We start from the raw sequence: 24378 nt of genomic DNA on the forward strand, positions 1-24378 counted from the left end.
TATAAAGGAAGTCGCACAGGCAAGCGAACTTTGCCGCAAGAATAAGTCACAAGACCTGACCCGGAAGACTTTAAAGATTAATCAGGCCGATCGGAGAATTTGTACTGAAACGCGCATTTCGTGGCCTAATCACATCTTTAAGCACATATTGGTCCAGACTGCTATAAAACTGTTCCACCGCATCATCTAAAATACCTTTTAAACCACAGGTCGGACGTAATACGCAGGGTGGGCTATTGCATTCCACTACATTGCTGTCGCGTTGCAGGATCCGCACAATCTGTCCCAGCTGGAGGTTCAGGCTGGCCGGATTTAAACGTATGCCGCCACCTTTACCACGTGTGGTAATCAGCCACTCCTGTTTCGCCATAAAATGCACGATTTTCATGGCATGATTTTGTGAAACCTGTAATCGCTCGGCAAGTTCTGCAATGGTATAGGGGAGATCACGTGGCTGTGCGACATACATCAGAATCCGAAGCGCATAGTCAGTGAATTTATTGAGTTGCATAACGTCAACAGCTAGAAAATGAAAGAATTGAATGTTAAAAGCTCCACGAATGGAGCTTTTAATCAGAATCTGATGCTAGTTTAAACCGTTTTTGCAATTAAAGCTTGAGCGGGGCAGACACTTCAACTACATCACCAACTTTGTAGTGGTCGATCAGTGTCTGTGCAACCGAGAATGCGGTTGGATTTTCTTCCGCTTTCACAGTAATTTGATATTGCTCGTTTTGAGCCTGATCAAAGCTAAACTGTTGTGGTTGACGAATGTGCTGTTCAGGCACCTGTACACGTACTGAAATATGTTCACCGGCTTCAGCACTTGCAATCGCTGCACCATCTTTAGCTTTAAGTGTAAAGATTTTACCTGCGTCGGTATCATTGACTGCTGCTACTTCAAATTCGCGCCAGCCCGCCCAGCCACCATTTTCAGAAGCTAGGGTGGCATATTTAGATTTTTCCACACCAATCAAAATATCTGCCAGTTGCATATACGCTTCTTTCCAGGCTGCAATCAGGTCTGAGTCCATGGGTACATCTAAAACTTCGCTGATCGAGTGCAACAGATTCTCACCGACAATCGCATATTGATCCGGTTGAATATCCAGGCTGACATGTTTAGTGGTAATGCGTTCGATGGCTTTGGCCAAAACGCCCGGATTGGTAATGTTTTCGGCATAGGCAAGTACTGCGGCAGCCAAGGCACGTGGTTGACGGCCAGTACTTTGATGATCCATGTTGAAGGTGTTTTTCAACTCTGGATGGTTTTTCAGCATGCGGTTATAGAAATACGTGGTAAGTGCTACGCCGTTTTCACGTAAAACAGGAACAGTCGCTTGTACAAGTTCAATATGTTGTGGAGTCATGAGAGCCGTCTACAGGTGTTTTTAAAAGATGTATTTAAATTACATCTTTTAAAATGGCTTTACAATAGCGCATAGTCATAAAACCATAAAAAAATTACGGGATATAAAAATATCCCATAAAAAGTGTGATGATGATCGGAAAAGGAGGGGGATTATTTGCGGCCAAACAGCGAACCCAGTAAGCCGCGCACAATTTTCTGCCCAGTACTCCCGCCCAGGCCACGGGCAGCACTTTTGGCAAAGGTGCCGACAATATCCTGAGTCAGTTTTTCTCGTTGCTTAGCTGCGCGTTCAGCTTCTTTTTGCTGTTCTCGTGCCAGACGTTCCTGTTCTTTAATTTGCTGCTTGGCAAGAGCTTCCTGTTCCTTGCTTTGCTGTTTGGCAAGTTCGGCGGCCTGAGCCTGTTGCTGGCGTTCTGCGACCTTGTTTTGCAGCATTTCATGGGCGCTATCCCGATCGACTGGCTGCTCATAAATACCGGCGACAATACTTTGCTGCATGAGAGCCTTGCGTTCTTCAAGCGAGATCGGTGTAAAGGATGAATGCGGCGGCATGACCCAGCCACGCTCTACTATTTGCGGAATGCCTTTTTCATCCAGGCAGCTAATTAGGGCTTCACCGACAGCAAGTTCGGTAATCACCTGATCGACTTTAAATTCAGGATTGGCTCGGAAAGTCTCTGCTGCGGTTTTCACTGCTTTTTGATCTTTGGGAGTGAAAGCCCGCAAAGCATGTTGAACCCGATTGCCGAGCTGGCCTAAGACACTTTCAGGTAAGTCCAACGGATTTTGCGTGACAAAATAAATCCCTACACCTTTCGAGCGAATTAGACGCACCACCTGCTCAATTTTTTCTTGCAGGGTAGGGCTGGCATTATCAAATAAGAGATGGGCTTCATCAAAGAAAAACACCAGTTTAGGTTTGTCCAGATCGCCGACTTCGGGAAGCTGTTCAAACAGCTCGGAGAGCATCCAGAGTAAGAACGTGGCATATAGCTTAGGCGTATTCATCAGCTTGTCAGCCGCCAACAAATTGATATTGCCACGTCCTTGACTATCCGTCTGCAAAAAGTCCATCAGATCCAGCGCCGGCTCGCCAAAAAACTGGTCACCGCCTTGGTCAGCCAGTGCTAACAAATTACGTTGAATCGCACCGAGACTGGCGGGTGAAAGATTGCCATATTCAGCTTTAAAGTCAGCCGCATGCTCAGAGACATAACTCAGCATCGCTTTCAGATCTTTAAAGTCGATCAGCAATAAACTCTGATCATCGGCAATCCGAAACACGGCAGATAAAACGCCTTCCTGGGTGTCATTCAGATTCAGTATTTGCGCCAGCAGCAGTGGGCCAATTTCAGAAATGGTAGTGCGAATCGGATGACCCTGTTCGCCAAATAAATCCCAAAACACCACTGGTGAGGCTGCAAAAGGAATGGACTCGATATTGAGACTTTTAATCCGTTCATCAAACTTGGGGCTGCTTTCACCTGCTTTGGCCAGGCTGGACACATCGCCTTTGGCATCGGCGAGGAATACAGGTACACCAATTCGAGAAAAGCTCTCCGCCAATACTTTTAAAGTCACAGTCTTTCCGGTACCAGTGGCACCTGCAATCAAGCCATGTCGATTGGCAAGTTGGGAGTGCAGCACAATATCCTGTGTGGTATCCGCAGTTTTTTTAGCAATAACAATTGGTCTACCCATAGCTTTTCCTGTTATTTATTATTCGTTTTTAAGTTTTTTCATTTGTTCTAGTGCATGCTGAATATCTTGAATCAAATCTTCCGGATATTCCAGTCCAATACAGAAACGAACCAGCAAGCCGTCTTTTAAGTGTGAATGTTCCAGCACACGCATGTCTTTTAAGTTATATAGCATGACCAGACTGACAGGGCCACCCCAACTAAAGCCAAGCTTAAACAGTTTTAAGCTATCACAGAAATTTCGGATATCTTGCATGGCGTATGTGCTGTCAAAGATTACGCTGACCAGGCCGGCACTATCACCTTGCTTGCAAATTTCTTTCCAGTACTGATGGCCTGCACTGTCCGGATCTGAAGGATGAAGTACTTGCACAAACTCGGTTTGCTGTTTAAGCCATGTCATTAATGTAAGCGCACTGTTGGATTGATGTTGATATCGCAGTTGCATCGAAGCCAGACTACGTTGTATCTGTGCCACATCATCACCAGAAACACTAATGCCCTGAATGGCATGCGCACGGAACAGTTTGTGATGCAGGGTCTTATCTCGCGTAACCACTGAGCCCATCAGGATATCACCACCGCCGCTTGGATATTTGGTCAGTGCATGTACCGTCATATCTACACTTAAATGCTCTTCACTAAAATCAAAGGCATCAAAAGCCAGACCTGCGCCCCAGGTATTATCCAGCGCAGTAAGAATATTGTGTGCCTGAGCTTTTTTCACTAAACCAGCCAGATCCGGAAATTCCAAGGTGACTGAGCCAGCAGCCTCGAGCCAGATCAGTTTGGCTTTATCTGTAGGCTGAAATGTATCAAGCTCTATGGGATTGTAGACCTTAACCGTAATTCCATAACGCTTTTCCAGATTGCGTAAATGTTCCATGTTTGGACCATAGATATTGTCAGCCACCCAAACCTCATCTCCTTGGCTTAAAAAGCAAGAATTCACGAGATTAATCGCGGATAAACCACTCGGTGCGAGCAGGTGATATAAACCACCTTCGAGCTGTGCGATGTTATCGCCCAGCGTAAAGGTCGTAGGCGTGCCATGCGTGCCATAACTATAGTCATAGTCATCGGTCCAATGGCGATTAAACAGGGCATCGGTATTGTTAAAGATAATCGTCGATGCACGATAGAGGGGAGGCTGAATGGTGGAAATCGCTTGAGGAGCCTTTCGTGGTGCATGAATCAGGCGAGTTTGAGGGTCTTGTTTCACGTGAATGCGCTCAAATGTAATCAAATATTACTCTAGCTTAAGAGAATCTGTGACTCACTGCCAGTTACGTTGTGAATTGTTTAAAAACAACAAGTCTTATAAAAAGTTGGCTTCATTTTTGCAAAACCTAAATCTATATAGCTAAAAAAATAGGTTGAGGAGCATGAAATCGCATTTAAAAGTGCATTATTTTCAGCATATTGCTGGTGAAGGTTTTGGTAGTTGTTATGAATTTTTAAAGCAGCATCAGGCGCACATTACAGCGACTGAATTTTTTGCTTTACCCGTCGATCGACCTTTGGAGATCGAGGCGCTGCCTGCAGTGGAAGAGGTGGATTTGCTGATCATTATGGGTGGTACCATGAGTGTGAATGATGAAGCGAATTTCCCTTGGTTAAAAATAGAAAAACGCTGGTTGCGTCGCTATCTTTCGCATGGTAAACCAGCAATTGGCCTGTGTCTGGGTGGGCAGTTGATTGCAAATGCTTTGGGTGCAGGTGTTAGTCGCAATCCAGAACAAGAATTGGGGTGGACCACGGTGCACAGAGTGGCGAATCTACCAGAGACGTGTTTTAGCCTGCCGGAGCAGTTTAATATTCTGCAATGGCACAATGAAACATTTGAATTGCCCAAAGGTGCAGTCCATCTGGCAGAAAATGAAGCCTGTCGTAATCAGATGTACCAGTTGGGCAGAAATGTATTGGGCTTCCAGTTTCATCCTGAAATCACGCCGGAAACCCTGGCATTGTTTTTGGAAAATGAAGAAGAGCTTGCGCAATTTTCAGGAAAATATGTGCAAAATTTATTTGAATTAAAAAAAACCACGAAGCAAAAATTTATTGAAGGAAATCAGATGTTAAATCGTGCTATAGAATATGTTTTGGCAAAAACTGCCTAATATTTAAACAATAAACTATTGTTTTAAGTCATAAATTGAAAACTTGGATAAAACCATAAAAGAGATTTGCTTATGCATTAAACAATGGCTATAATAAGCGACCCTTCAATAGGAAGGGGGTTAACTGCGAATAAAGTAGTTAACTATCGTTACAGTCGTGGCATCGATCATGACCTTAGTGATATTTCACTGCTCTTGACACTTGCCCACATAAAGTGGGGTGAGATGCGTCAAGAGTGATTCTTTATATATTTGGCTTGGAGTTTACTGGTATGTCTAACCAGAGAATTCGTATCCGTCTTAAGTCTTTTGATCATCGCCTGATTGATCAATCAGCTCAAGAAATCGTAGAAACCGCAAAACGTACTGGCGCACAAGTGTGTGGTCCAATTCCAATGCCAACACGCATTGAACGTTTTAACGTTTTAACATCACCACACGTAAACAAAGACGCGCGTGACCAGTACGAAATCCGTACTTACAAGCGTTTGATCGACATCGTTCAACCTACAGACAAAACTGTAGATGCATTGATGAAGTTAGATCTTGCAGCTGGTGTTGATGTTCAGATCGCATTGGGTTAAGGCTTTCGGGTTAATTAACACTCTAAGTTAATTAGGCCGCTTTTTTAGAGGTTTATGCACATGGCTATTGGTTTAGTCGGTCGCAAGTGCGGTATGACACGTATCTTTACAGATGCTGGTGTTTCTGTGCCTGTTACAGTGATTGAGGTTGATCCTAACCGCATCACTCAAATCAAAACGCTTGAAACTGATGGTTATCAAGCGATTCAAATCACTACTGGTGAACGTCGCGAATCTCGCGTAACTAACGCTCAGAAAGGCCACTTCGCGAAAGCGGGTGTTGCAGCTGGTCGTCTAGTTCAAGAATTCCGTGCTACAGAAGCTGATCTTGAAGGTCGTGAAGTTGGTGGTACGCTTACCGTTGAATTGTTCCAAGTTGGTCAAGTTGTTGACGTAACTGGTCAATCTAAAGGTAAAGGTTTCCAAGGTGGTGTTAAGCGTTGGAACTTCCGTACGCAAGATGCAACTCACGGTAACTCAGTTTCTCACCGTGTTTTAGGTTCTACTGGTCAAAACCAGACTCCTGGTCGCGTATTCAAAGGCAAAAAAATGGCTGGCCATTTAGGTGCTGAACGCGTAACTACACAGGGTCTTGAGATCGTTGCTATCGACACAGAACGTTCAGTTCTAGTTGTTAAAGGCGCGGTTCCTGGTGCTACTGGTGGCGACGTAATCGTTCGTCCTACGATCAAGGCCTGAGGGGAAATAACGTGAATTTAAATACTGTTTCCGGCTCTGCTGTTGAATTATCAGAAGTTGCGTTCGGTCGTGAATTTAATGAAGCTCTTGTTCACCAAGTGGTTACAGCTTATTTAGCTGGTGGCCGTCAAGGTTCAAAAGCTCAGAAATCACGTGCAGACGTTTCTGGTGGTGGTCGCAAGCCATTCCGTCAAAAAGGTACTGGCCGCGCTCGTGCTGGTTCTATTCGTAGCCCAATCTGGGTTGGCGGTGGTAAAACTTTTGCTGCTCGTCCACAAGACTGGTCTCAAAAAGTAAACCGTAAAATGTACCGCGGTGCTATGCAATGCATCCTAGCTGAACTTGTTCGTCAAGATCGCCTAGTTTTAGTTGAAGAGTTTGCTGTTGCAGCTCCAAAAACTAAAGAATTGCTTGCAAAACTTAACGACTTGAATGCGACTCGCGCATTGATCGTTACTGATGCTGTTGATGAGAACCTGTATCTTGCTGCGCGCAACATTCCACACGTTGATGTGGTTGATGCTGCTGCAATCGATCCGGTTAGCTTGATTGCGTTCGACAAAGTTGTTATGTCTGTAGCTGCTGCTAAGAAAATTGAGGTAGAACTCGGATGAACAACGAACGTATCTATCAAGTCCTGCAAGGACCTGTATTCTCAGAAAAAGCACAAGTTTTAGGTGAAACTGCTGGTGTTCAAGTGTTTAAAGTTGCATTAAATGCAAACAAGCTTGAAATCAAAAAAGCAGTGGAACAACTCTTTGGTGTGGAAGTTGTTAAAGTTAACACGACTATCACTAAAGGTAAGTCTAAACGCTTTGGTAAAACATTAGGACGTCGTTCTGATGTTAAAAAAGCATACGTCACCCTGAAAGCTGGCCAAGATGTTGAAATGGCTGACTTGGGCGATACCGCTGAAAGCACAGCGGAATAAGGACGAGAATTATGCCTATTCAAAAATGTAAGCCAACGTCTCCAGGACGTCGCTTTGTAGAGAAAGTGGTTCACGATCACCTTCACAAAGGCGCACCATACTCTCCGTTGGTTGAAGCTAAAAAACGTACTGGCGGCCGTAATAACAACGGTCACATCACGACTCGTCACGTTGGTGGCGGTCACAAGCAGCACTACCGTCTAGTTGACTTTAAACGTAACAAAGATGGTATTCCTGCAACTGTAGAGCGTATCGAATACGATCCTAACCGTACTGCACACATTGCACTTGTATTGTATGCTGACGGTGAGCGTCGTTATATCATCGCTCCTAAAGGCCTTCGCGCTGGCGATAAAGTACAGTCTGGTAACGATGCTCCAATTCGTCCAGGTAACTGCTTGCCGCTTCGCAACATGCCTATCGGTTCTACTCTTCACAACATCGAACTTAAAATCGGTAAAGGCGCGCAGTTAGCTCGTTCAGCTGGTACTTCAGTTCAGCTGTTGGGTCGTGACGGTTCTTACGCTATCGTTCGTCTGCGTTCAGGCGAGATGCGTAAAATTCACGTTGAATGCCGTGCTGTGTTAGGTGAAGTATCTAACTCAGAAAGCAACCTTCGTTCACTAGGTAAAGCTGGTGCATCACGCTGGCGTGGTGTTCGTCCTACCGTTCGTGGTATGGCGATGAACCCAGTTGACCATCCACATGGTGGTGGTGAAGGGCGTAACAAAGGTATTCAACCTGTAAGCCCATGGGGTCAAAAAGCTAAAGGGTACAAGACACGTACCAATAAGCGTACGACTAAGATGATTATTCGCGACCGTCGCGTTAAGTAACAAGTAAAGGAATCTGACAATGCCTCGTTCTCTGAAAAAAGGCCCATTCGTCGATGCGCACTTGTTCGCTAAGGTTGAAGCGGCTATCGCGGCTAATAACCGTAAGCCGATCAAAACTTGGTCGCGTCGTTCGATGATCCTCCCGGATTTTGTTGGTTTAACAATTTCTGTACACAATGGCCGTAACCACGTTCCTGTGATCGTTTCTGAGCACATGGTTGGTCACAAGCTTGGTGAATTTGCACCAACTCGTACCTATCGCGGTCACGGTGTTGACAAGAAATCTAAACGTTAATGGGTGCTATGATGGAAGTAACTGCTAAATTACGCGGTGCCGCTATCTCGGCACAAAAAGCTCGTTTGGTTGCAGATCTTATCCGCGGCAAATCTGTTGCGCACGCTCTTAACATCCTTAACTTCAGCAACAAAAAAGCTGCAGTTCTAGTTAAGAAAGCGTTGGAATCTGCGATTGCAAACGCTGAACACAATAACAGTTTAGATGTAGACGACCTTAAAGTTTCTACGATCTACGTTGATGAAGGCATGAGCCTGAAACGTATTATGCCACGTGCTAAAGGCCGTGCAGATCGTATTACTAAGCGTACTTGTCACATCACCGTTAAGGTAGGGGTTTGATATGGGTCAGAAGGTTCATCCAATCGGTATCCGCCTAGGTGTTGTGAAACGTCATAACGCTAACTGGTATGCGAATCCGAAACAATACGCTGAATACTTGCTTAAAGATCTTCAAGTTCGTGAGTTTTTGATCAAAAAACTTAAAAACGCGATGATCAGCAACATTCTTATCGAACGCCCTACAGGCGCTGCTAAAGTAACTATTAGCACTGCTCGTCCAGGTATCGTAATCGGTAAAAAAGGCGAAGATATTGAGAAACTACAACGCGAATTGACATCTATCATGGGTGTTCCTGCGCAAGTAAGTATCAATGAAATTGATCGTCCAGACTTAGACGCGCGTCTAGTTGCTGAAGCTATCGCTTCTCAATTAGAAAAACGTGTAATGTTCCGTCGTGCTATGAAGCGTGCGGTACAAAACACAATGCGTGCTGGTGCTAAAGGTATCAAAGTAGAAGTTTCAGGCCGTTTAGGTGGTGCTGAGATTGCTCGTACTGAGTGGTATCGTGAAGGTCGTGTACCTCTACATACGCTTCGTGCAGATATCGACTATGCGACTATGCGTGCTGAGACTACTTACGGTACGATCGGTGTTAAAGTTTGGATCTTCCGTGGTGAGATCTTGGGCGGCATGAAACAAGTCATGAACCCAGCTCCAGCAGAAGAGCGTCCAGCTAAACGCGGTCGTGGTCGTGGTGAAGGTCAAGAGCGTCGTGGTCGTCGCAATGATCGTTCTGCTGAAAAAGGAGAATAATCCATGTTGCAACCTAAGCGTACTAAATTCCGTAAAGTGCAGAAAGGCCGTAACACTGGTCTAGCACACCGCGGTAGCACAGTATCTTTCGGTACTATTGCACTTAAATCAGTTGAACGTGGTCAAATGACTGCGCGTCAAATTGAAGCAGCGCGTCGTACAATTAGCCGTCGTATTAAGCGTGGTGGTAAGATCTTTATCCGTGTATTCCCGGACAAGCCGATTACTTCTAAGCCTCTTGAAGTGCGTATGGGTAAAGGTAAAGGTTCTGTGGAATATTGGGTTTGCCAAATCAAACCAGGTAAAGTCTTGTACGAAATTGATGGTGTTAACGAAGAATTGGCTCGCGAAGCGTTTACGCTTGCAGCAGCTAAGCTTCCGTTTAAAACCGCTATCGTGACTCGGACGGTAATGTAATGAAAACTAAAGATCTACGTGAAAAGTCGGTAGAAGAGTTGACAGCTTTGCTTGATGAGCAACAGCTTAACCAATTCCGTCTTCGTATGGCGAAAGCAACTGGTCAATTGGGTAAATCGCATGAAGTTGCACTTACTCGTCAGACTATTGCTCGTATTAAGACCCTCCTTACCGAAAAACAGGGGAACGGACAATGAGTGATAAAACAGTCCGCACGTTAACTGGCAAAGTTATAAGCGACAAGATGGATAAATCTATCGTTGTTCTTATTGAACGCCAAGTTCAACACCCGTTGTATGGCAAATTAATCCGCCGTTCAACAAAATTACATGCTCATGATGAGAACAACACAGCGAAAGCTGGTGATGTTGTAACCATTAAAGAAAGCCGCCCAATTTCTAAAACTAAGTCTTGGACTCTAGTTGAAGTTGTTGAAGCAGCTGCTGAGTAATTAACGTTCTTGTTGCATCATCGGTCAATTTCGAGTACTCTTTGAGCCTTTCGAAATTTCGACCGGTGTTGCTCGGTTTTGGAGTAGGGCAATGATTCAGACCGAAACTATGCTCGACGTAGCAGACAACAGTGGTGCACGCCGCGTACAATGTATTAAAGTACTTGGTGGCTCGCATCGTCGTTATGCTTCTGTTGGCGACATTATTAAAGTTACTGTAAAAGAAGCAATTCCACGCGCACGTGTTAAAAAAGGTGACGTGATGAATGCGGTTGTGGTTCGTACAAAATTCGGTATCCGTCGTGCAGACGGTTCAGTGATTCGTTTCGACGATAACGCTGCTGTTATTTTGAACAACAACAAAGCGCCGATTGCAACTCGTATTTTCGGACCAGTGACTCGTGAACTTCGTACTGAACAGTTCATGAAAATTATTTCATTGGCTCCTGAAGTTCTATAAGAGGCGATCATGGCTAAGATTAAAAAAGGCGATCAAGTAATTGTGATCGCAGGTAAAGAAAAAGGCAAACAGGGTACTGTTCTGTCTGTTTCTAATGACCGTGTTAAGGTTGAAGGCCTTAACTTGGTGAAGAAGCATCAGAAGCCGAACCGTGCTACAGGCGCTGAAGGTAGCGTTGTAACTCAGGAAGCTTCGCTTCATATTTCAAACGTGGCAGTTTTTAATGCTACAACCCAAAAGGCTGACCGTGTTGGTTACCAAGTGATTGATGGCGTGAAAACTCGCGTATTCAAATCAAATGGTGAATCAGTGGCGGTAGCGAAGTAATAGGTTGATATAGGCCATGGCCAGACTTAAAACACGTTACAACGACGAACTTAAAGCTCAATTACAAGAAGTATTGGGCGTTAAGAATGTGATGGAGATTCCTCGCATCACTAAAATCACGATCAACATGGGTGTTGGCGCAGCTGCTGCCGACAAAAAACTCCTTGATGGTGCTCTTTCAGATATGCAAGCTATCGCTGGTCAAAAACCAGTACTTACGTTAGCTCGTAAATCAATCGCTGGTTTTAAAATCCGTGATGGTTGGCCGATCGGTTGTAAAGTTACTTTACGCGGCGAACGTATGTACGAATTCTTGGACCGTTTGATCTCGATTGCGATCCCTCGTATCCGTGACTTCCGTGGTTTCTCTGCGAAATCATTCGACGGTCGTGGTAACTACTCAATGGGTCTTAAGGAACAAATCATGTTCCCTGAAATCGATTTTGACAAGATTGATCGTATTCGTGGTATGGATATTACCATTACTACGACTGCTCGCACCGATGACGAAGGCCGTGCGCTTATGCGTGCATTCGGCTTCCCGTTCAAATAAGAGGTCGATATGGCTAAGAAAGGTATGATTAATCGCGAATTGAAACGCGAAGCTACTGTTGCTAAATACGCTGCAAAACGTGCTGAATTAAAAGCTGTTATTGCAAACGTAAATGCATCAGACGAAGAACGTTTCGAAGCGATGATGAAATTACAAGCATTACCACGTAATGCATCTCCAGTACGTCTACGTAACCGTTGTGGTTTAACTGGTCGTCCTCATGGTTACTTCCGTAAGTTCGGTTTAAGCCGTAACAAATTACGTGAAACAGTAATGCAAGGTGATGTACCTGGCGTTGTTAAGGCAAGCTGGTAAGGAGCACTATAGATGAGTATGCAAGATACCGTTGCCGACATGCTAACACGTGTTCGTAACGCACAAATGGCAAAGAAACAAACTGTTTCTATGCCTAATTCTAAGTTGAAAGTAGCAATTGCTAACTTACTTCAACAAGAAGGTTATATTTCAAACGTAGAAGTTGCGGATGCTGAAGGCAAACCCACTCTTACTTTGACTTTAAAGTATTTCGAAGGCAAACCAGTTATCGAAACTGTGAAGCGCGTAAGCCGTCCAGGTCTACGTCAGTATCGCGGTAAAGATGCACTTCCTAGCGTTAAGCAAGGTTTAGGTATTGCAATTGTTTCTACAAGCAAAGGCATCATGACTGATCGCGCTGCACGTGCTGCAGGCGTTGGTGGTGAAGTTATTGCTTTTGTTTCTTAATAGGTGATTCCTCATGTCTCGTGTGGCTAAAGCCCCAGTAACTGTACCTAACGGTGTAACAGTTACTCAGAACGGCCGGCAGGTCGAAGTGAAAGGCACTAAAGGTACATTGTCTTTCAACCTGCATGCGCTGGTCGAGCTTAAACAGGAAGACGGTATTCTAGCTATTGCTCCAGTACAAGAGTCGAAAGACGCTTGGATGCAAGCTGGTACTGCTCGCGCTGTGCTTAACAACCTTGTAAAAGGTGTTAGCGAAGGTTTCGAACGTAAGTTACAGCTTATCGGTGTTGGTTATAAAGCTGCGGTTAAAGGTGATGTTGTTCATCTTAACCTTGGTTTCTCTCACCCGATCGATTATGCACTTCCTGCAGGTGTAACTGCTGAAACTCCAACTGCAACTGAAATCATTCTTAAATCTGCTGATAAAGCAGCTTTAGGACAGGTTGCTGCAGATATCCGTGGTTACCGTCCACCAGAGCCATATAAAGGCAAAGGTGTTCGTTATTCTGACGAAGTTGTACTTCGTAAAGAAGCTAAGAAGAAATAAGGCGCGAGGTTCTTATGAACGAAAAGAAACAATCCCGTTTGCGTCGTGCGAAAAGCACACGCTTGCACATCCGTGCATTGGGTGCGACTCGTTTGTGTGTAAACCGCACTCCGCGTCACATCTATGCTCAAGTTATCTCTGCAGATGGTGGCAAAGTATTAGCGCAAGCTTCTACTTTAGACGCTACTCTACGTGCGGGTACAACTGGTAACGTTGAAGCAGCTCAAAAAGTAGGTGCTTTAATCGCAGAACGCGCTAAAGCAGCTGGTGTTACTAAAGTTGCATTTGACCGTTCTGGTTTTAAATATCATGGTCGTATCAAAGCCTTGGCTGATGCTGCTCGTGAAAACGGCTTGGAGTTCTAATCATGGCTAAAGTTGAACAAAACGAAGGTCTTGTTGAAAAGCTGGTTGCCGTTGATCGTGTAGCCAAAGTTGTTAAGGGTGGTCGTATCTTCTCTTTCACAGCATTAACTGTTGTGGGTGATGGTAATGGTCGCGTAGGTTTTGGTCGTGGTAAAGCACGTGAAGTTCCAGCTGCTATCTCTAAAGCACTTGAAGCTGCTCGTCGCAATATGATTACTGTTGACCTTGTTGATGGTACGTTACAGCACCCAATTCATGCACGTCACGGCGCTAGCCGCGTATTCATGCAGCCTGCCTCTGAAGGTACAGGTGTAATTGCTGGTGGCGCTATGCGTGCAGTTCTAGAAGCTGTAGGCGTACGTAACGTGTTGACTAAATGCCGTGGTTCTACTAACGCTGCTAACGTAGTAAACGCAACTTTCAATGGTTTGCGTGATATGACTACTCCTGAAAAGGTTGCTGCGAAACGTGGTCTTTCAGTAGAACAAATTCAAGGGTAATCAATCATGAAAACGATTAAAGTTACCCAGACTAAATCTGCATCGCACCGCTTGAAAAATCACAAGCTTAGCCTGCAAGGTTTAGGTCTGCGTCGTATTGGTCATACTGTAGAAGTGTTAGACACACCTTCTAACCGTGGTATGATCAACCAAGTCTACTATATGGTTAGTGTAGAGGAATAAGCCATGACTCTGCGTTTAAATACAATTGCACCTGCAGAAGGTGCTAAACGTGACAACCTTCGTTTAGGCCGTGGTATCGGTTCTGGCGTTGGTAAGACCGGTGGCCGTGGTGTCAAAGGTCAAAACTCACGTAAGAGCGGTGGTACTCGTCCAGGTTTCGAAGGCGGTCAAACAGCACTTTATCGTCGTTTGCCTAAATTCGGCTTCACTAGCCAATTGGCTTTGAAAACTGCTGAAGTACGTTTATCTGAGCTTGCTAAAGTTGAAGGCGATATCGTGTCTCTTGAAACTTTAAAAGCTGCGAACGTTGTACGTAAAGACATGATCCGTGCTCGTATCGTACTTTCTGGTGAAATTACTCGTGCATTCACTGTTCAAGGTGTTGCATTGACTAAAGGCGCTAAAGCTGCTGTTGAAGCTGCTGGCGGCAAAGTCGAGGAGTAATCCCCAGTGTCTATGACTCCTAGTTCTTCAGGTCATGTCAACATGATGAAAGGCCAACCATTTCATGTGAAATACCGTGAAATTATTCGTCGAATGATGTTTCTCATTGGTGCGTTGTTGGTGTTTCGACTAGGAGCGCATATTCCAGTACCAGGCATCAATAATGCTGCGTTAGAAAACTTGTTTAATGCAAACCAAGGTACCATCCTTGGTTTGTTTAACATGTTTTCTGGTGGTGCATTAGAACGAATGTCTATTCTTGCTCTCGGGATCATGCCATACATCTCTGCATCAATTATCGTGCAGTTGATGTCAACTGTGGTTCCTTCGCTGGAAGCTTTAAAGAAAGAAGGCGAGCAAGGCAAACGTAAAATTAATCAATACACACGACAAGGTACATTATTCTTAGCGCTGGTACAGGCGGTAGGTATGTGTGCAGGCCTAATCAGTCAGGGGATTACCCTGAATACTGGTTTGGCTTTTTATGTTCCTGCAGTAACCTCACTGGTTGCGGGGACCATGTTCTTGATGTGGTTGGGTGAACAGATTACCGAGCGTGGGGTGGGGAATGGTATTTCCATGATCATCTTCGCGGGTATTGTTGCCGGATTGCCTAATCTGATTATGCAATCTTTCTCATCTGTAGATAATGGCCAGACCAGCCTGATTGGCTTGGTAATTTTTGGTTTGTTGTCTCTGGGTGTTTTGGCAGCGATCGTATTTATCGAGAAAGCGCAACGTCGTATTCCCGTAAACTACGCCCAAAAACAACAAGGTCGTCGTGTATTTACTGCACAGCAGACACATTTGCCATTAAAAATTAATATGGCGGGTGTGATTCCGGCAATTTTTGCCAGCTCATTGCTTTTGTTCCCTGCGAGCTTAGGTCAGTGGGTGGGTAGTGCAGATCCAAATGCTGGATTTATTAAGCGTAGCCTGCAAGATGTAGCATTGGTATTGTCGCCTGGTCAGCCGTTGTATTTGGTGCTCTTTGGTGCGTTAATTATCTTTTTCTGTTACTTCTATACAGCACTGGTATTTAGTCCTAAAGAAGTGTCAGAGAACTTGAAACGCAGCGGAGCTTACGTGCCTGGTATACGTCCAGGTGAGCAAACTGCTCGTTACTTAGATCATATTCTCAATCGTTTGACTTTTATTGGCGCGATTTACATCGCAGTCATTTGTTTGATGCCGATGGTATTGCAAAGTTCATTTGGTATTCCATTCTATTTGGGTGGTACCTCTTTGCTGATTGTTGTGGTAGTAGTGATGGACTTTATGGCTCAGCTGCAATCACACCTCACTTCGCACCAATACGATAATCAAACGTTAATGAGAAAAACGACTGCTCATCCTAAGGGATAAGCGCACTTGAGGTTTCATCATGAAAGTACAAGCTTCTGTTAAGAAAATTTGTGGTAGCTGTAAAGTTATCCGTCGTAATGGGGTTATCCGCGTAATTTGTAGCGCAGAACCTCGTCATAAGCAGCGTCAAGGTTAATCTGATTAAGACCTGTTGATTTCTGTAGGCGAATTAGGTTATTATCCGCCCCTCAAGATTTTTGTGGGGCGGTTGATTATCTACTGCCTTTTTGGAGAAAATTGAATGGCTCGTATTGCCGGTGTAAACATTCCGGATAACAAGCACGCTGTTATCTCTCTAACGTATATCTTTGGTATTGGTCGCCATACTTCAAAAGCTATCTTAGCTGCTGCTGGTATTGCTCCAACGACTAAGATCCGTGAATTAGATGACGCTCAGCTTGATGCGATTCGTGCAGAAGTTGCTAAGGTTCCGACCGAAGGTGATTTACGTCGCGAAATTTCCATGAACATTAAACGTTTAATGGATTTAGGCTGCTACCGCGGTCTTCGTCATCGTCGCAGCTTGCCTGTCCGCGGTCAACGCACCAAAACTAACGCTCGTACCCGTAAAGGTCCGCGCAAACCTATTAAGAAATAAGATTTCTGGAAGCTAAAAGATGGCTAAAGATACTCGCGCACGCAAGAAGGTCACTCGTACCGTCTCTGAAGGTGTCGCACACATTCACGCTTCTTTTAATAACACCATTGTGACTATTACCGATCGTCAAGGTAATGCACTGGCTTGGGCCACTTCAGGTGGACAAGGCTTCCGTGGATCACGTAAATCAACGCCGTTCGCTGCTCAGGTAGCTGCTGAAGTTGCTGGTAAAGCTGCTTTAGACTACGGTTTGAAAAACTTGGACGTCCTTGTAAAAGGTCCTGGTCCTGGTCGTGAATCTGCGGTTCGTGCTTTAGGTGCAGTGGGTTATAAAATTAACAGCATTACCGATGTGACGCCAATCCCGCACAACGGTTGCCGTCCACCTAAAAAACGTCGCGTGTAAGGAGAAACATTCATGGCTCGTTATATTGGTCCAAAATGCAAACTCTCTCGTCGCGAAGGGACAGACCTGCAACTTAAATCAGGCGTTAAACCGTTTGATGTTAAGACAAAAAAACATGCGAAAGTTCCTGGCCAACACGGCGGGGCTCGTGGTGGTAAACAATCTGAGTACTCACTACAATTACGTGAAAAACAAAAAGTACGTCGCATGTACGGTGTTTTAGAGCGTCAATTTAGTAACTACTATAAAGAAGCTGCTCGTGTTAAAGGCGCAACTGGTGAAAACCTGTTGAAGCTACTTGAAAGCCGTCTTGATAACGTTGTTTATCGTATGGGTTTCGGTTCTACTCGTGCAGAAGCTCGTCAGTTAGTATCTCACCGTAGCATCACTTTGAATGGCCGTCGTGTTAACATTGCGTCTATCCAAGTTAAAGCGGGTGATGTGATCGCAGTTCACGAAGGCGCTAAGCAACAATTACGTATCAAAAACGCAATTGAATTAGCTACTCAACGTGGCATGCCTTCTTGGATGGAAATTGACCATTCTAAATTAGAAGGTACGTTCAAAGCTGCACCGGATCGTTCTGATTTACCTGCTGAAATCAACGAAAGCTTGATTGTAGAATTGTATTCTAAATAATCCTTGAGGAAGCAATATGACGCGTACTGCAAATGAGTTTCTAACTCCGCAAGCGATCAAGGTCGAAGCGGCAAGCGGGACCTCGGCAAAAGTTATTCTAGAACCATTAGAGCGTGGCTTTGGTCATACTCTTGGTAATGCTTTACGTCGCATCCTTCTTTCTTCTCTACCTGGCGCAGCTGTGGTAGAAGTTGAGATTGAAGGGGTCGAGCACGAGTACAGTACTTTGGAAGGCTTGCAGCAGGACATCGTCGAGCTCTTGCTGAACCTAAAAGGATTGTCGATTAAGCTGTTCGATCAAAATGAAGCTTATTTAACATTAGAGAAACAAGGTGCAGGCGACGTAACTGCGGCTGACCTTCGTTTACCTCATAATGTTGAAGTGGTTAACCCTGAACATTTGATCGGTACTTTAAGTGCCTCAGGCTCATTGAAAATGCGTCTGAAAGTGGCTCAAGGTCGTGGCTACGAGACTTCTGATTCACGCTTCCCTGAAGGCGAAACTCGCCCAGTGGGTCGCTTGCAGTTAGATGCGTCTTACAGCCCAATCAAACGTGTTTCATACACCGTGGAAAACGCGCGTGTAGAACAACGTACTGACCTTGATAAACTGATCATTGATCTTGAAACTAACGGTACTGTAGATCCTGAAGAAGCGATCCGCAAAGCTGCAACTATTTTGCAGCAACAAATTGCGATCTTCGTTGACCTTCAGAAAGATCAAGCACCTGTTGCTCAAGAGCCTCGTGAAGAAGTTGACCCAATCTTGCTTCGCCCAGTAGATGATCTAGAGCTAACTGTTCGTTCTGCTAACTGTTTGAAAGCAGAAAACATTTACTACATTGGTGATCTTGTACAGCGTACCGAAGTTGAGTTGCTTAAAACTCCTAACTTGGGTAAAAAATCGCTTACTGAGATCAAAGATGTTCTGGCTTCTAAAGGCTTACAACTCGGCATGCGTTTAGAGAACTGGCCACCGGCTAGTCTCCGTATGGACGATCGTTTCGCCTATCGTAGCCGTTAATTAAGTAGGACTATCACCATGCGTCATCGTAATAGTGGTGTGAAATTAGGCCGTACAAGCAGTCATCGTAAAGCGATGTTCCAAAACATGGCTAACTCTTTGTTCGAGCACGAGTTGATCAAAACAACTGTGCCTAAAGCAAAAGAGTTACGTCGTGTAGCTGAGCCTTTAATCACTTTAGCTAAAAACGATACAGTAGCAAACCGTCGTTTGGCGTTTGCTCGTACTCGTTCAGCAGCAACTGTTGGTAAATTATTTACCGTTCTTGGCCCTCGTTACAAAGAGCGTAACGGCGGTTATCTACGTGTTCTTAAAGCGGGCTTCCGTGCAGGTGATGCTGCACCGATGGCTTACGTTGAGCTAGTAGATCGCGAAGTTAACTAATTTCGTGAAGAATAACGCAAGTTGTTCGAAAAGGTCGGTTGAATAAACCGGCCTTTTTTATTGTCTGTATATTTTAATTTAGAATGATTGAGTTCCGCATAACTGATCTGGCCTGAAAAGATAAAAAAATAGTGGCTTTTTAATGAACTTGACATTGCGTATTGTCAGTTTTGTGATTTAATAAAAACAGATAGCATCGCTTAGGTAAAAGAACAACATGGAAAAGCAGGTAGATATTTTAATTGTGGGTGCGGGGATCTCGGGGATTGGTCTGGCAGCGCATCTTTCTAAATATTGTCCACAACGCTCTTTTGAGATTATTGAACGCCGCGAAAGTATTGGCGGAACTTGGGACCTGTTTAAATATCCGGGAATCCGTTCTGATTCCGATATGTCGACTTTTGGTTTTAATTTCAAACCCTGGAAGAAAGAAAGCGTGCTTGCCGATGGCGCATCCATCAAAAATTATCTAGCTGAAGTGGTGGATGAGTTTAAGCTACAGTCGAAAATCCATTTTCAGCATCGGGTCTTAAGTGCCAATTATGATTCTACAACCTGCAAATGGTCAGTAGAGATCGAGGATGCACACGGTAAGAAGCAGATCTGGATCGCCAACTTTGTACTGGGTTGTACCGGTTATTATAATTATGATCAGGGTTTTCAGCCGGAGTTTCCAAATCAAGATGCATTCAAAGGTGAATTTATTCATCCGCAACATTGGCCGGAAAATTTAAACTATAAAGGCAAAAAAGTGGTCATCATTGGCAGTGGTGCGACCGCGATTACCTTGGTTCCTGCGATGGTGAAAGGTGGAGCAGGGCATGTCACCATGTTGCAACGTTCCCCAACTTATATTGCTTCTGTACCCTCGGTCGATTTTATTTATTCAAAAATGCGTAAATATCTGCCCGAGGAGGTCGCTTACAAGCTGACACGTGCGCGTAATATCGGCATGCAGCGCGGGATTTATGCTTTGGCACAGAAACAGCCAAAATTATTAAAATCGCTTTTGCTTAAATCGGTGCAACTTCAGCTAAAAGGTAAAGTGGACATGAAGCACTTTACCCCGAATTATGAACCTTGGGATCAGCGTCTGTGTGTGGTGCCAGATGGGGATCTGTTTAAAATTTTACGTGAAGGGCAGGCATCAGTTGCAACGGATCAGATAGAAACCTTTACCGAAACGGGAATTCAGCTGAAATCAGGTCAACATCTGGATGCTGATATTATCGTCTCTGCCACCGGTCTGAATATTCAAATTCTTGGCGGGATTCAGGCGACGATGGATGGTCAGCCTATCGATACCTCACAGCATATGTTGTATAGAGGCATCATGGTCAGTGATATACCGAATATGGCGCTGATTATTGGCTATATCAATGCCTCCTGGACGCTTAAAGTCGACATTGCAGCTGAGTATATTTGCCGTCTGCTGAACTATATGGATCAGCAAGGTTATGCGCAGGTGATTGCTCAGGGAGATCAGAGTGAATTGCTTCAGGATACCGTCATGGGTAGTCTTAGTTCGGGTTATATTGCCCGAGCTGCAGACGTGATGCCAAAGCAGGGTAAACATGCTCCATGGAAAGTCAGCAATAATTATCTGGCAGACCGCAAGGAACTCAAGCAGGCTTCGTTTGAAGATGGGGTGCTGAAATTTAGAAAAAACAGCAATGCTTTAAAGCATAAACCGCGTTTGGTCTCTTAAATTTATATTTTTGCATACAGAAAAAGGAGTCCTGAGAGACTCCTTTTTTATGCATCCATTTTAAAGTGAACGGGCGATGAGTTCTTTCATAATTTCATTGGTACCCGCATAAATCCGGTTGGCACGGTTGTCGATATAGGCACGGGCAATCGGATATTCCAGCATATAACCATAGCCGCCATGCAATTGCAGACATTCATCTACGACTTTGCTGTACATTTCTGAAATCTTGTATTTGGCCGCAGCAGCGGCATCTACGCCTAATTCGTGCTTGAGTTGCAGCTGCATACAGCGATCCAGATAAGCGCGGCACACATCGATCTCGGTACGTAGTTCTGCCAGTTTAAAACGGGTATTTTGAAAATGGCTGATGCTCTTGCCAAATGCCTGACGTTCCTTGGTATATTTCACTGTATGGGCAAAAGCGGCTTCAGCGCCTGCCTGACAGATAATCGCCACAATCAGGCGTTCCCAAGCCAGTTCTTTCATCAGCATCATAAAGCTCATGCCTTCCGGACCGAGCAGGTTTTCTTTCGGAACCCGAACATTGTCAAAGAACAGTTCGCAGGTATCCTGACCTTTCATGCCAATTTTATTCAGCGGCTTGCCTTTACTAAATCCAGCTTGGTCGGCTTCGACTATAATCAATGACAGATTGGCCGAACCTTTGTCATTATTGCCGGTTTTACAGACCACAATCGCCATGTCACAGAGATAGCCATTGGTAATAAAGATTTTGGAACCATTAATCACATAGTCATCGCCATCGAGTACTGCCGAGGTACGCACTGCTTGCAGGTCAGAGCCAGTTCCCGGTTCGGTCATGGCAATCGCGGTGACGACCTCTCCAGACGCCATTTTCGGTAACCATTGTTGTTTTTGAGCTTCATTACCAAAATTCAGCAGATAATTGGCAACAATATCTGAATGCAATGAAAATCCAGTCGCTGAATCTCCGGCATAGGCCTGTTCCTCAATCAAAATCATGCTATACAGCCGGTCTACGCCAGAGCCGCCATATTCTTCGGGCATGGTAGCGCAGAGCAATCCAAGCTCACCGGCTTTATTCCACAGCTCTCGATCTACATGCTGTTGACTTTCATAACGCTCGGTATGTGGAATGACTTCTTTCTCATAAAATTTACGTACCGTCTCGCGAAAAGCATCATGTTCGGTACTAAAGAGTTGGCACGGCAGCATCGGGGCAAGTGGGCGAATGGCTGCAGATTGCATCTTGTTATTCCTTATTTTGATTTGTTTGGTTTAACTTAGGTCATGCCAAGATCAGCAGCAATGAGCGGAATGTTCAAATGACTTAAATCTGCTGATGCTTTTGGTCATTTCTATGAAATCCCTCGAAATTCAGCCAGCGCTTCAGGTAAACTATTCGGGTTTATAACGAGTTGGGGAAATTCGATGACTGATGACATCAGCTTAGAAGAGCGCAAAGTGATTTATCGTGCGCGTCGTGGTCTAAAAGAACTGGATGTATATTTTGATCCCTACGTAAAAAACCATTACCTGAATGCTGAACCTTTCGAAAAACAGATGTTTGCAGAACTGGTTGAGCAGGAAGACCCAGATTTGCTGGACTGGTTTATGGAAGTGTCTGAGCCGCCGCGTCCTGAACTAAAAGATTTTATCAAGAAGCTTAAATTTTACGTTCATGGATAATCGTTGCTTCAAGCTGAAACGCAGTCTGTGTGCATTGGCGTTTCAGTTTTTTATTTTTGCACTGCTGATGTATCTATTGTATCAGTTATTACCGATTGCACTTTGGGTAGTGTGTGCTGTCATAGGCTTGGTGATTTATCAGCTGTTTTACCGCAAGACTCCCCAGATCGAGCAGTTTGAATATCTGGATGGACGTGAATGGTCATTGACTGCCAAAGCACGACCTGTCCGTCGGGTATGCATTAGCCACGTGATTGATCATCAGGCGTATATTGTGGTGTATTTCCAGCATGCCAAGGCGCGACCTTTACTGATCTGGTGTGATCAATTGCCACTCAAACAATGGAAATCCTTAAAAGTATTGACTAAATTAATTTAGTTGTAAGACAAGTGCATTTGAATGATTTGCTTAAAATGCACATAAAACAAATATTTAGTCTATCACCTCATTTTTATTGTTAGACAAAAACTAAGTTTAATTCATCACTTAGAGCGATTGTCTGACAATTTAACCGCTGTGTTTTATTTTTAGCCTGTACATTTAACTCACCTACAGCAACTGGGGGAGACCGCAATGGAATTTCCAGTGTAGATGTTTCTAAGTATGGCGATTGTTTTAGCCCTGGTAATTGGACGACTCGGGGCGGTGCTGAAGGATAAATTTTAATCTTAATCAAGCAGGGTTTATTATTTTTCTGCTTGTACAGTTAATAAGTAGCATGTGCTGAACCGTCGCAATGCTACTTTTTTTTGCCCAAAATTTGGTATTCTTCTAAATACAGTCAATTGCAGCGCGGCTATTTAATGGCAAAGTGTCTCGTCTAAATTAGAGTAAATACTCTTTTATTCACAAAATGCTTCTGATATCTTTAGCAGAAAGATGGACATAATCACAATTATAGAGGACAGGAAAATGTCAGACGTCCGTAAAATATGCCAAGGTATGGCGACCATTGCAATAACAACAACAGTTTTGACGGGGTGTTCTCAGGTCATTAAAACCGGTGCCAATGTTGCACTGGGTTTCACCGAAAACCATATTGTCCCGCCGATTTTAGCGATGGATGATGCTGAAATGGTGTGTAATTCAGGGAATTCTTTAACGCCGGCCATTATGGCGACCAAAGAAATGGGGGCGGATCCGACCCGGGTAGCCGTGCTGATGTATTCGGCTGCCGGTATTTGTGCTGAGCAAAAAGCGCTGGAAGCGGAGTTACGCTATTTACGCGCTTCAAAAACCAATCAGGTGGCAGAAGCCCAGGATGCCCGAATCGAGCAGAAGCGCTGGGCGGCACTGGCGGCACAGCGTCAATATACCGGTTATCAACTGTTCCAGAGCCGTTATGAAAAGAAATATCAAAAAGCCCTGGGTGAAGAATGCCCGCGCATGAACAGTGATATCGAGCAAACAGTTTACCTGCTGGGTATGCTCAGTGGTTTGCAGGCCATGACCAATGATATTAACTCGGGTGGTGCAGTGCATGTACCGAAAGATATTGCTGCCGTGGTTGAGCGTGGCATGGTGTGTCTGGATAACGCGAAATTCTGGGGTGCTCCGAATGCGACCCGTGCAGTGATCTGGACCTTATTGCCGGGCGCAGGGGAAGGCAAGCCTGACCCTTACCAAACATTAAAACAATCTACACAAATTGGCGAGCAAAAAGGTGTACGTTTATCTCATGCTTTGTATGCCGTAGCGGCTCAGGCCAGTGGCGATGATGCCAAAGTTCGGGATGCCTTGAAAACCTTTGCTCAGGCCCGTACGGAGGAAAAACCGGTAAATCCGCAATTCAAGCTGATTGACAGCATGGCCGCGATTATGGTCAGTGGCATATCAGATCGTTACTGGACAGAAAATACTGGTATACGTAGTGGCGATGATGGCATGCAACGTTTCTGGGATGAATCCGACAGTTCTTCCGAGCTCGATGATCTGTTCAGTGCGGATCTGTAATGCAGATACTATGCATGAAGCTTC

Annotated in this window: 37 protein-coding genes and 1 pseudogene; 33 read left to right on the forward strand and 5 right to left on the reverse strand. The window is 44.7% G+C overall.

Translation table 11 applies throughout. From position 1 onward, the window contains the following. Window positions 1-70 precede the first annotated feature (70 nt). The 4 genes from MTX11_RS01215 to MTX11_RS01230 form a co-directional block, all read right to left on the reverse strand. Complete coding sequence (locus MTX11_RS01215; protein ID WP_004732285.1) at window positions 71-511, reverse strand: RrF2 family transcriptional regulator; 441 nt, start codon at window positions 509-511, stop codon at window positions 71-73. A gap of 97 nt (window positions 512-608) precedes the next feature. Further along, complete coding sequence (locus MTX11_RS01220; RefSeq protein ID WP_004281516.1) at window positions 609-1370, reverse strand: globin domain-containing protein; 762 nt, start codon at window positions 1368-1370, stop codon at window positions 609-611. A gap of 152 nt (window positions 1371-1522) precedes the next feature. After that, window positions 1523-3073, reverse strand: a complete 1551-nt coding sequence (locus MTX11_RS01225; protein WP_243474177.1) for a helicase HerA-like domain-containing protein — start codon at window positions 3071-3073, stop codon at window positions 1523-1525. An 18-nt stretch (window positions 3074-3091) separates the two neighbouring features. Continuing rightward, a complete protein-coding gene (locus tag MTX11_RS01230) occupies window positions 3092-4294 on the reverse strand; it encodes a PLP-dependent transferase (protein WP_243474178.1) in 1203 nt (400 codons plus the stop codon). Between the two features lie 163 nt (window positions 4295-4457). Between MTX11_RS01230 and MTX11_RS01235 the strand changes: the two genes are divergently transcribed. The 30 genes and pseudogenes from MTX11_RS01235 to MTX11_RS01380 all read left to right on the forward strand — a co-directional run bounded on the left by MTX11_RS01235 (window position 4458) and on the right by MTX11_RS01380 (window position 20726). Further along, window positions 4458-5192, forward strand: a complete 735-nt coding sequence (locus MTX11_RS01235; RefSeq protein WP_005108602.1) for a type 1 glutamine amidotransferase — start codon at window positions 4458-4460, stop codon at window positions 5190-5192. A 272-nt stretch (window positions 5193-5464) separates the two neighbouring features. Next, window positions 5465-5776 carry a 30S ribosomal protein S10 gene (gene rpsJ / locus MTX11_RS01240; protein ID WP_000070912.1) on the forward strand — a complete coding sequence of 104 codons (312 nt, stop codon included), beginning with the start codon at window positions 5465-5467 and terminating at the stop codon, window positions 5774-5776. 60 nt (window positions 5777-5836) lie between these two features. Continuing rightward, a complete protein-coding gene (rplC, locus tag MTX11_RS01245; protein ID WP_004645054.1) occupies window positions 5837-6475 on the forward strand; it encodes a 50S ribosomal protein L3 in 639 nt (212 codons plus the stop codon). A gap of 11 nt (window positions 6476-6486) precedes the next feature. Continuing rightward, window positions 6487-7089 (forward strand): 50S ribosomal protein L4, encoded by a 603-nt coding sequence (gene rplD / locus MTX11_RS01250; protein WP_004281511.1) that lies wholly within the window; start codon window positions 6487-6489, stop codon window positions 7087-7089. Next, window positions 7086-7406 carry a 50S ribosomal protein L23 gene (gene rplW / locus MTX11_RS01255; protein ID WP_004281510.1) on the forward strand — a complete coding sequence of 107 codons (321 nt, stop codon included), beginning with the start codon at window positions 7086-7088 and terminating at the stop codon, window positions 7404-7406. Before rplD ends, rplW begins: the two co-directional genes overlap by 4 nt. A gap of 11 nt (window positions 7407-7417) precedes the next feature. After that, window positions 7418-8242, forward strand: coding sequence for a 50S ribosomal protein L2 (rplB, locus tag MTX11_RS01260; protein WP_004281509.1), 825 nt, complete (start codon window positions 7418-7420; stop codon window positions 8240-8242). Between the two features lie 19 nt (window positions 8243-8261). After that, window positions 8262-8537 (forward strand): 30S ribosomal protein S19, encoded by a 276-nt coding sequence (gene rpsS / locus MTX11_RS01265; protein ID WP_004281508.1) that lies wholly within the window; start codon window positions 8262-8264, stop codon window positions 8535-8537. Window positions 8538-8548: 11 nt separating this feature from the next. Then, complete coding sequence (gene rplV / locus MTX11_RS01270; protein ID WP_001982638.1) at window positions 8549-8878, forward strand: 50S ribosomal protein L22; 330 nt, start codon at window positions 8549-8551, stop codon at window positions 8876-8878. 1 nt (window position 8879) lies between these two features. Next, a pseudogene (rpsC, locus tag MTX11_RS01275) lies at window positions 8880-9696 on the forward strand (30S ribosomal protein S3). Continuing rightward, entirely contained in the window at window positions 9636-10049 is a 414-nt protein-coding gene (rplP, locus tag MTX11_RS01280; protein ID WP_004281506.1) for a 50S ribosomal protein L16, read from the forward strand. Before rpsC ends, rplP begins: the two are co-directional and overlap by 61 nt. Then, window positions 10049-10246: a 50S ribosomal protein L29 gene (gene rpmC, locus MTX11_RS01285; RefSeq protein WP_004281505.1), complete on the forward strand. Its 198-nt coding sequence runs from the start codon at window positions 10049-10051 to the stop codon at window positions 10244-10246. Before rplP ends, rpmC begins: the two co-directional genes overlap by 1 nt. Beyond that, window positions 10243-10500 (forward strand): 30S ribosomal protein S17, encoded by a 258-nt coding sequence (gene rpsQ, locus MTX11_RS01290; protein ID WP_243474179.1) that lies wholly within the window; start codon window positions 10243-10245, stop codon window positions 10498-10500. The genes rpmC and rpsQ overlap by 4 nt, the downstream gene beginning before the upstream one ends. Window positions 10501-10591: 91 nt before the next feature. After that, window positions 10592-10960, forward strand: coding sequence for a 50S ribosomal protein L14 (gene rplN, locus MTX11_RS01295; protein ID WP_004281503.1), 369 nt, complete (start codon window positions 10592-10594; stop codon window positions 10958-10960). Window positions 10961-10969: 9 nt separating this feature from the next. Next, complete coding sequence (gene rplX / locus MTX11_RS01300; RefSeq protein ID WP_004281502.1) at window positions 10970-11287, forward strand: 50S ribosomal protein L24; 318 nt, start codon at window positions 10970-10972, stop codon at window positions 11285-11287. Window positions 11288-11303: 16 nt separating this feature from the next. After that, complete coding sequence (rplE, locus tag MTX11_RS01305) at window positions 11304-11840, forward strand: 50S ribosomal protein L5 (protein ID WP_004645057.1); 537 nt, start codon at window positions 11304-11306, stop codon at window positions 11838-11840. 9 nt (window positions 11841-11849) lie between these two features. Further along, window positions 11850-12155 (forward strand): 30S ribosomal protein S14, encoded by a 306-nt coding sequence (gene rpsN / locus MTX11_RS01310; RefSeq protein ID WP_004732275.1) that lies wholly within the window; start codon window positions 11850-11852, stop codon window positions 12153-12155. Window positions 12156-12167: 12 nt separating this feature from the next. Next, entirely contained in the window at window positions 12168-12563 is a 396-nt protein-coding gene (gene rpsH / locus MTX11_RS01315) for a 30S ribosomal protein S8 (RefSeq protein WP_004281499.1), read from the forward strand. Window positions 12564-12576: 13 nt separating this feature from the next. Continuing rightward, on the forward strand, window positions 12577-13110 hold the full coding sequence (gene rplF / locus MTX11_RS01320; protein ID WP_004645059.1) for a 50S ribosomal protein L6: 534 nt from the start codon (window positions 12577-12579) through the stop codon (window positions 13108-13110). A gap of 14 nt (window positions 13111-13124) precedes the next feature. Next, window positions 13125-13475 carry a 50S ribosomal protein L18 gene (gene rplR, locus MTX11_RS01325; RefSeq protein WP_004281497.1) on the forward strand — a complete coding sequence of 117 codons (351 nt, stop codon included), beginning with the start codon at window positions 13125-13127 and terminating at the stop codon, window positions 13473-13475. A 2-nt stretch (window positions 13476-13477) separates the two neighbouring features. Then, window positions 13478-13975 (forward strand): 30S ribosomal protein S5, encoded by a 498-nt coding sequence (gene rpsE / locus MTX11_RS01330; protein WP_004281496.1) that lies wholly within the window; start codon window positions 13478-13480, stop codon window positions 13973-13975. 6 nt (window positions 13976-13981) lie between these two features. After that, the gene (gene rpmD / locus MTX11_RS01335; RefSeq protein ID WP_004281495.1) at window positions 13982-14158 is read left to right on the forward strand and encodes a 50S ribosomal protein L30; all 177 of its coding nucleotides are present in this window, start codon (window positions 13982-13984) and stop codon (window positions 14156-14158) included. Window positions 14159-14161: 3 nt separating this feature from the next. Then, window positions 14162-14602: a 50S ribosomal protein L15 gene (gene rplO / locus MTX11_RS01340; protein WP_004281494.1), complete on the forward strand. Its 441-nt coding sequence runs from the start codon at window positions 14162-14164 to the stop codon at window positions 14600-14602. A gap of 45 nt (window positions 14603-14647) precedes the next feature. After that, window positions 14648-15967 (forward strand): preprotein translocase subunit SecY, encoded by a 1320-nt coding sequence (gene secY, locus MTX11_RS01345; protein ID WP_171057005.1) that lies wholly within the window; start codon window positions 14648-14650, stop codon window positions 15965-15967. A 19-nt stretch (window positions 15968-15986) separates the two neighbouring features. Then, window positions 15987-16103: a 50S ribosomal protein L36 gene (gene rpmJ, locus MTX11_RS01350; protein ID WP_000867907.1), complete on the forward strand. Its 117-nt coding sequence runs from the start codon at window positions 15987-15989 to the stop codon at window positions 16101-16103. A gap of 105 nt (window positions 16104-16208) precedes the next feature. Further along, window positions 16209-16565: a 30S ribosomal protein S13 gene (gene rpsM / locus MTX11_RS01355; RefSeq protein WP_004281492.1), complete on the forward strand. Its 357-nt coding sequence runs from the start codon at window positions 16209-16211 to the stop codon at window positions 16563-16565. 19 nt (window positions 16566-16584) lie between these two features. After that, the gene (gene rpsK / locus MTX11_RS01360) at window positions 16585-16971 is read left to right on the forward strand and encodes a 30S ribosomal protein S11 (protein ID WP_004281491.1); all 387 of its coding nucleotides are present in this window, start codon (window positions 16585-16587) and stop codon (window positions 16969-16971) included. 12 nt (window positions 16972-16983) lie between these two features. Beyond that, window positions 16984-17610 carry a 30S ribosomal protein S4 gene (gene rpsD, locus MTX11_RS01365; protein ID WP_004281490.1) on the forward strand — a complete coding sequence of 209 codons (627 nt, stop codon included), beginning with the start codon at window positions 16984-16986 and terminating at the stop codon, window positions 17608-17610. 16 nt (window positions 17611-17626) lie between these two features. Then, complete coding sequence (locus MTX11_RS01370) at window positions 17627-18634, forward strand: DNA-directed RNA polymerase subunit alpha (protein ID WP_004281489.1); 1008 nt, start codon at window positions 17627-17629, stop codon at window positions 18632-18634. 18 nt (window positions 18635-18652) lie between these two features. Next, window positions 18653-19018: a 50S ribosomal protein L17 gene (gene rplQ / locus MTX11_RS01375; protein WP_004281488.1), complete on the forward strand. Its 366-nt coding sequence runs from the start codon at window positions 18653-18655 to the stop codon at window positions 19016-19018. Window positions 19019-19235: 217 nt separating this feature from the next. Beyond that, a complete protein-coding gene (locus MTX11_RS01380) occupies window positions 19236-20726 on the forward strand; it encodes a flavin-containing monooxygenase (RefSeq protein ID WP_243474180.1) in 1491 nt (496 codons plus the stop codon). 60 nt (window positions 20727-20786) lie between these two features. Here MTX11_RS01380 and MTX11_RS01385 read toward each other — a convergent pair whose 3' ends face one another. Then, window positions 20787-21959 carry an acyl-CoA dehydrogenase family protein gene (locus tag MTX11_RS01385; RefSeq protein ID WP_243474181.1) on the reverse strand — a complete coding sequence of 391 codons (1173 nt, stop codon included), beginning with the start codon at window positions 21957-21959 and terminating at the stop codon, window positions 20787-20789. 183 nt (window positions 21960-22142) lie between these two features. Here MTX11_RS01385 and MTX11_RS01390 point away from each other — a divergent pair, with 183 nt between their 5' ends. From MTX11_RS01390 to MTX11_RS01400, 3 genes are all read left to right on the forward strand, one after another. After that, on the forward strand, window positions 22143-22400 hold the full coding sequence (locus tag MTX11_RS01390) for an FAD assembly factor SdhE (RefSeq protein WP_004281484.1): 258 nt from the start codon (window positions 22143-22145) through the stop codon (window positions 22398-22400). Continuing rightward, window positions 22393-22779 (forward strand): hypothetical protein, encoded by a 387-nt coding sequence (locus MTX11_RS01395; RefSeq protein ID WP_243474182.1) that lies wholly within the window; start codon window positions 22393-22395, stop codon window positions 22777-22779. Before MTX11_RS01390 ends, MTX11_RS01395 begins: the two co-directional genes overlap by 8 nt. 534 nt (window positions 22780-23313) lie before the next feature. Then, window positions 23314-24354 carry a hypothetical protein gene (locus tag MTX11_RS01400; protein ID WP_004281480.1) on the forward strand — a complete coding sequence of 347 codons (1041 nt, stop codon included), beginning with the start codon at window positions 23314-23316 and terminating at the stop codon, window positions 24352-24354. Window positions 24355-24378 lie beyond the last annotated feature (24 nt).

This window comes from Acinetobacter lwoffii (assembly GCF_022809915.1).
Classification (GTDB): Bacteria; Pseudomonadota; Gammaproteobacteria; order Pseudomonadales; family Moraxellaceae; genus Acinetobacter; species Acinetobacter lwoffii_M.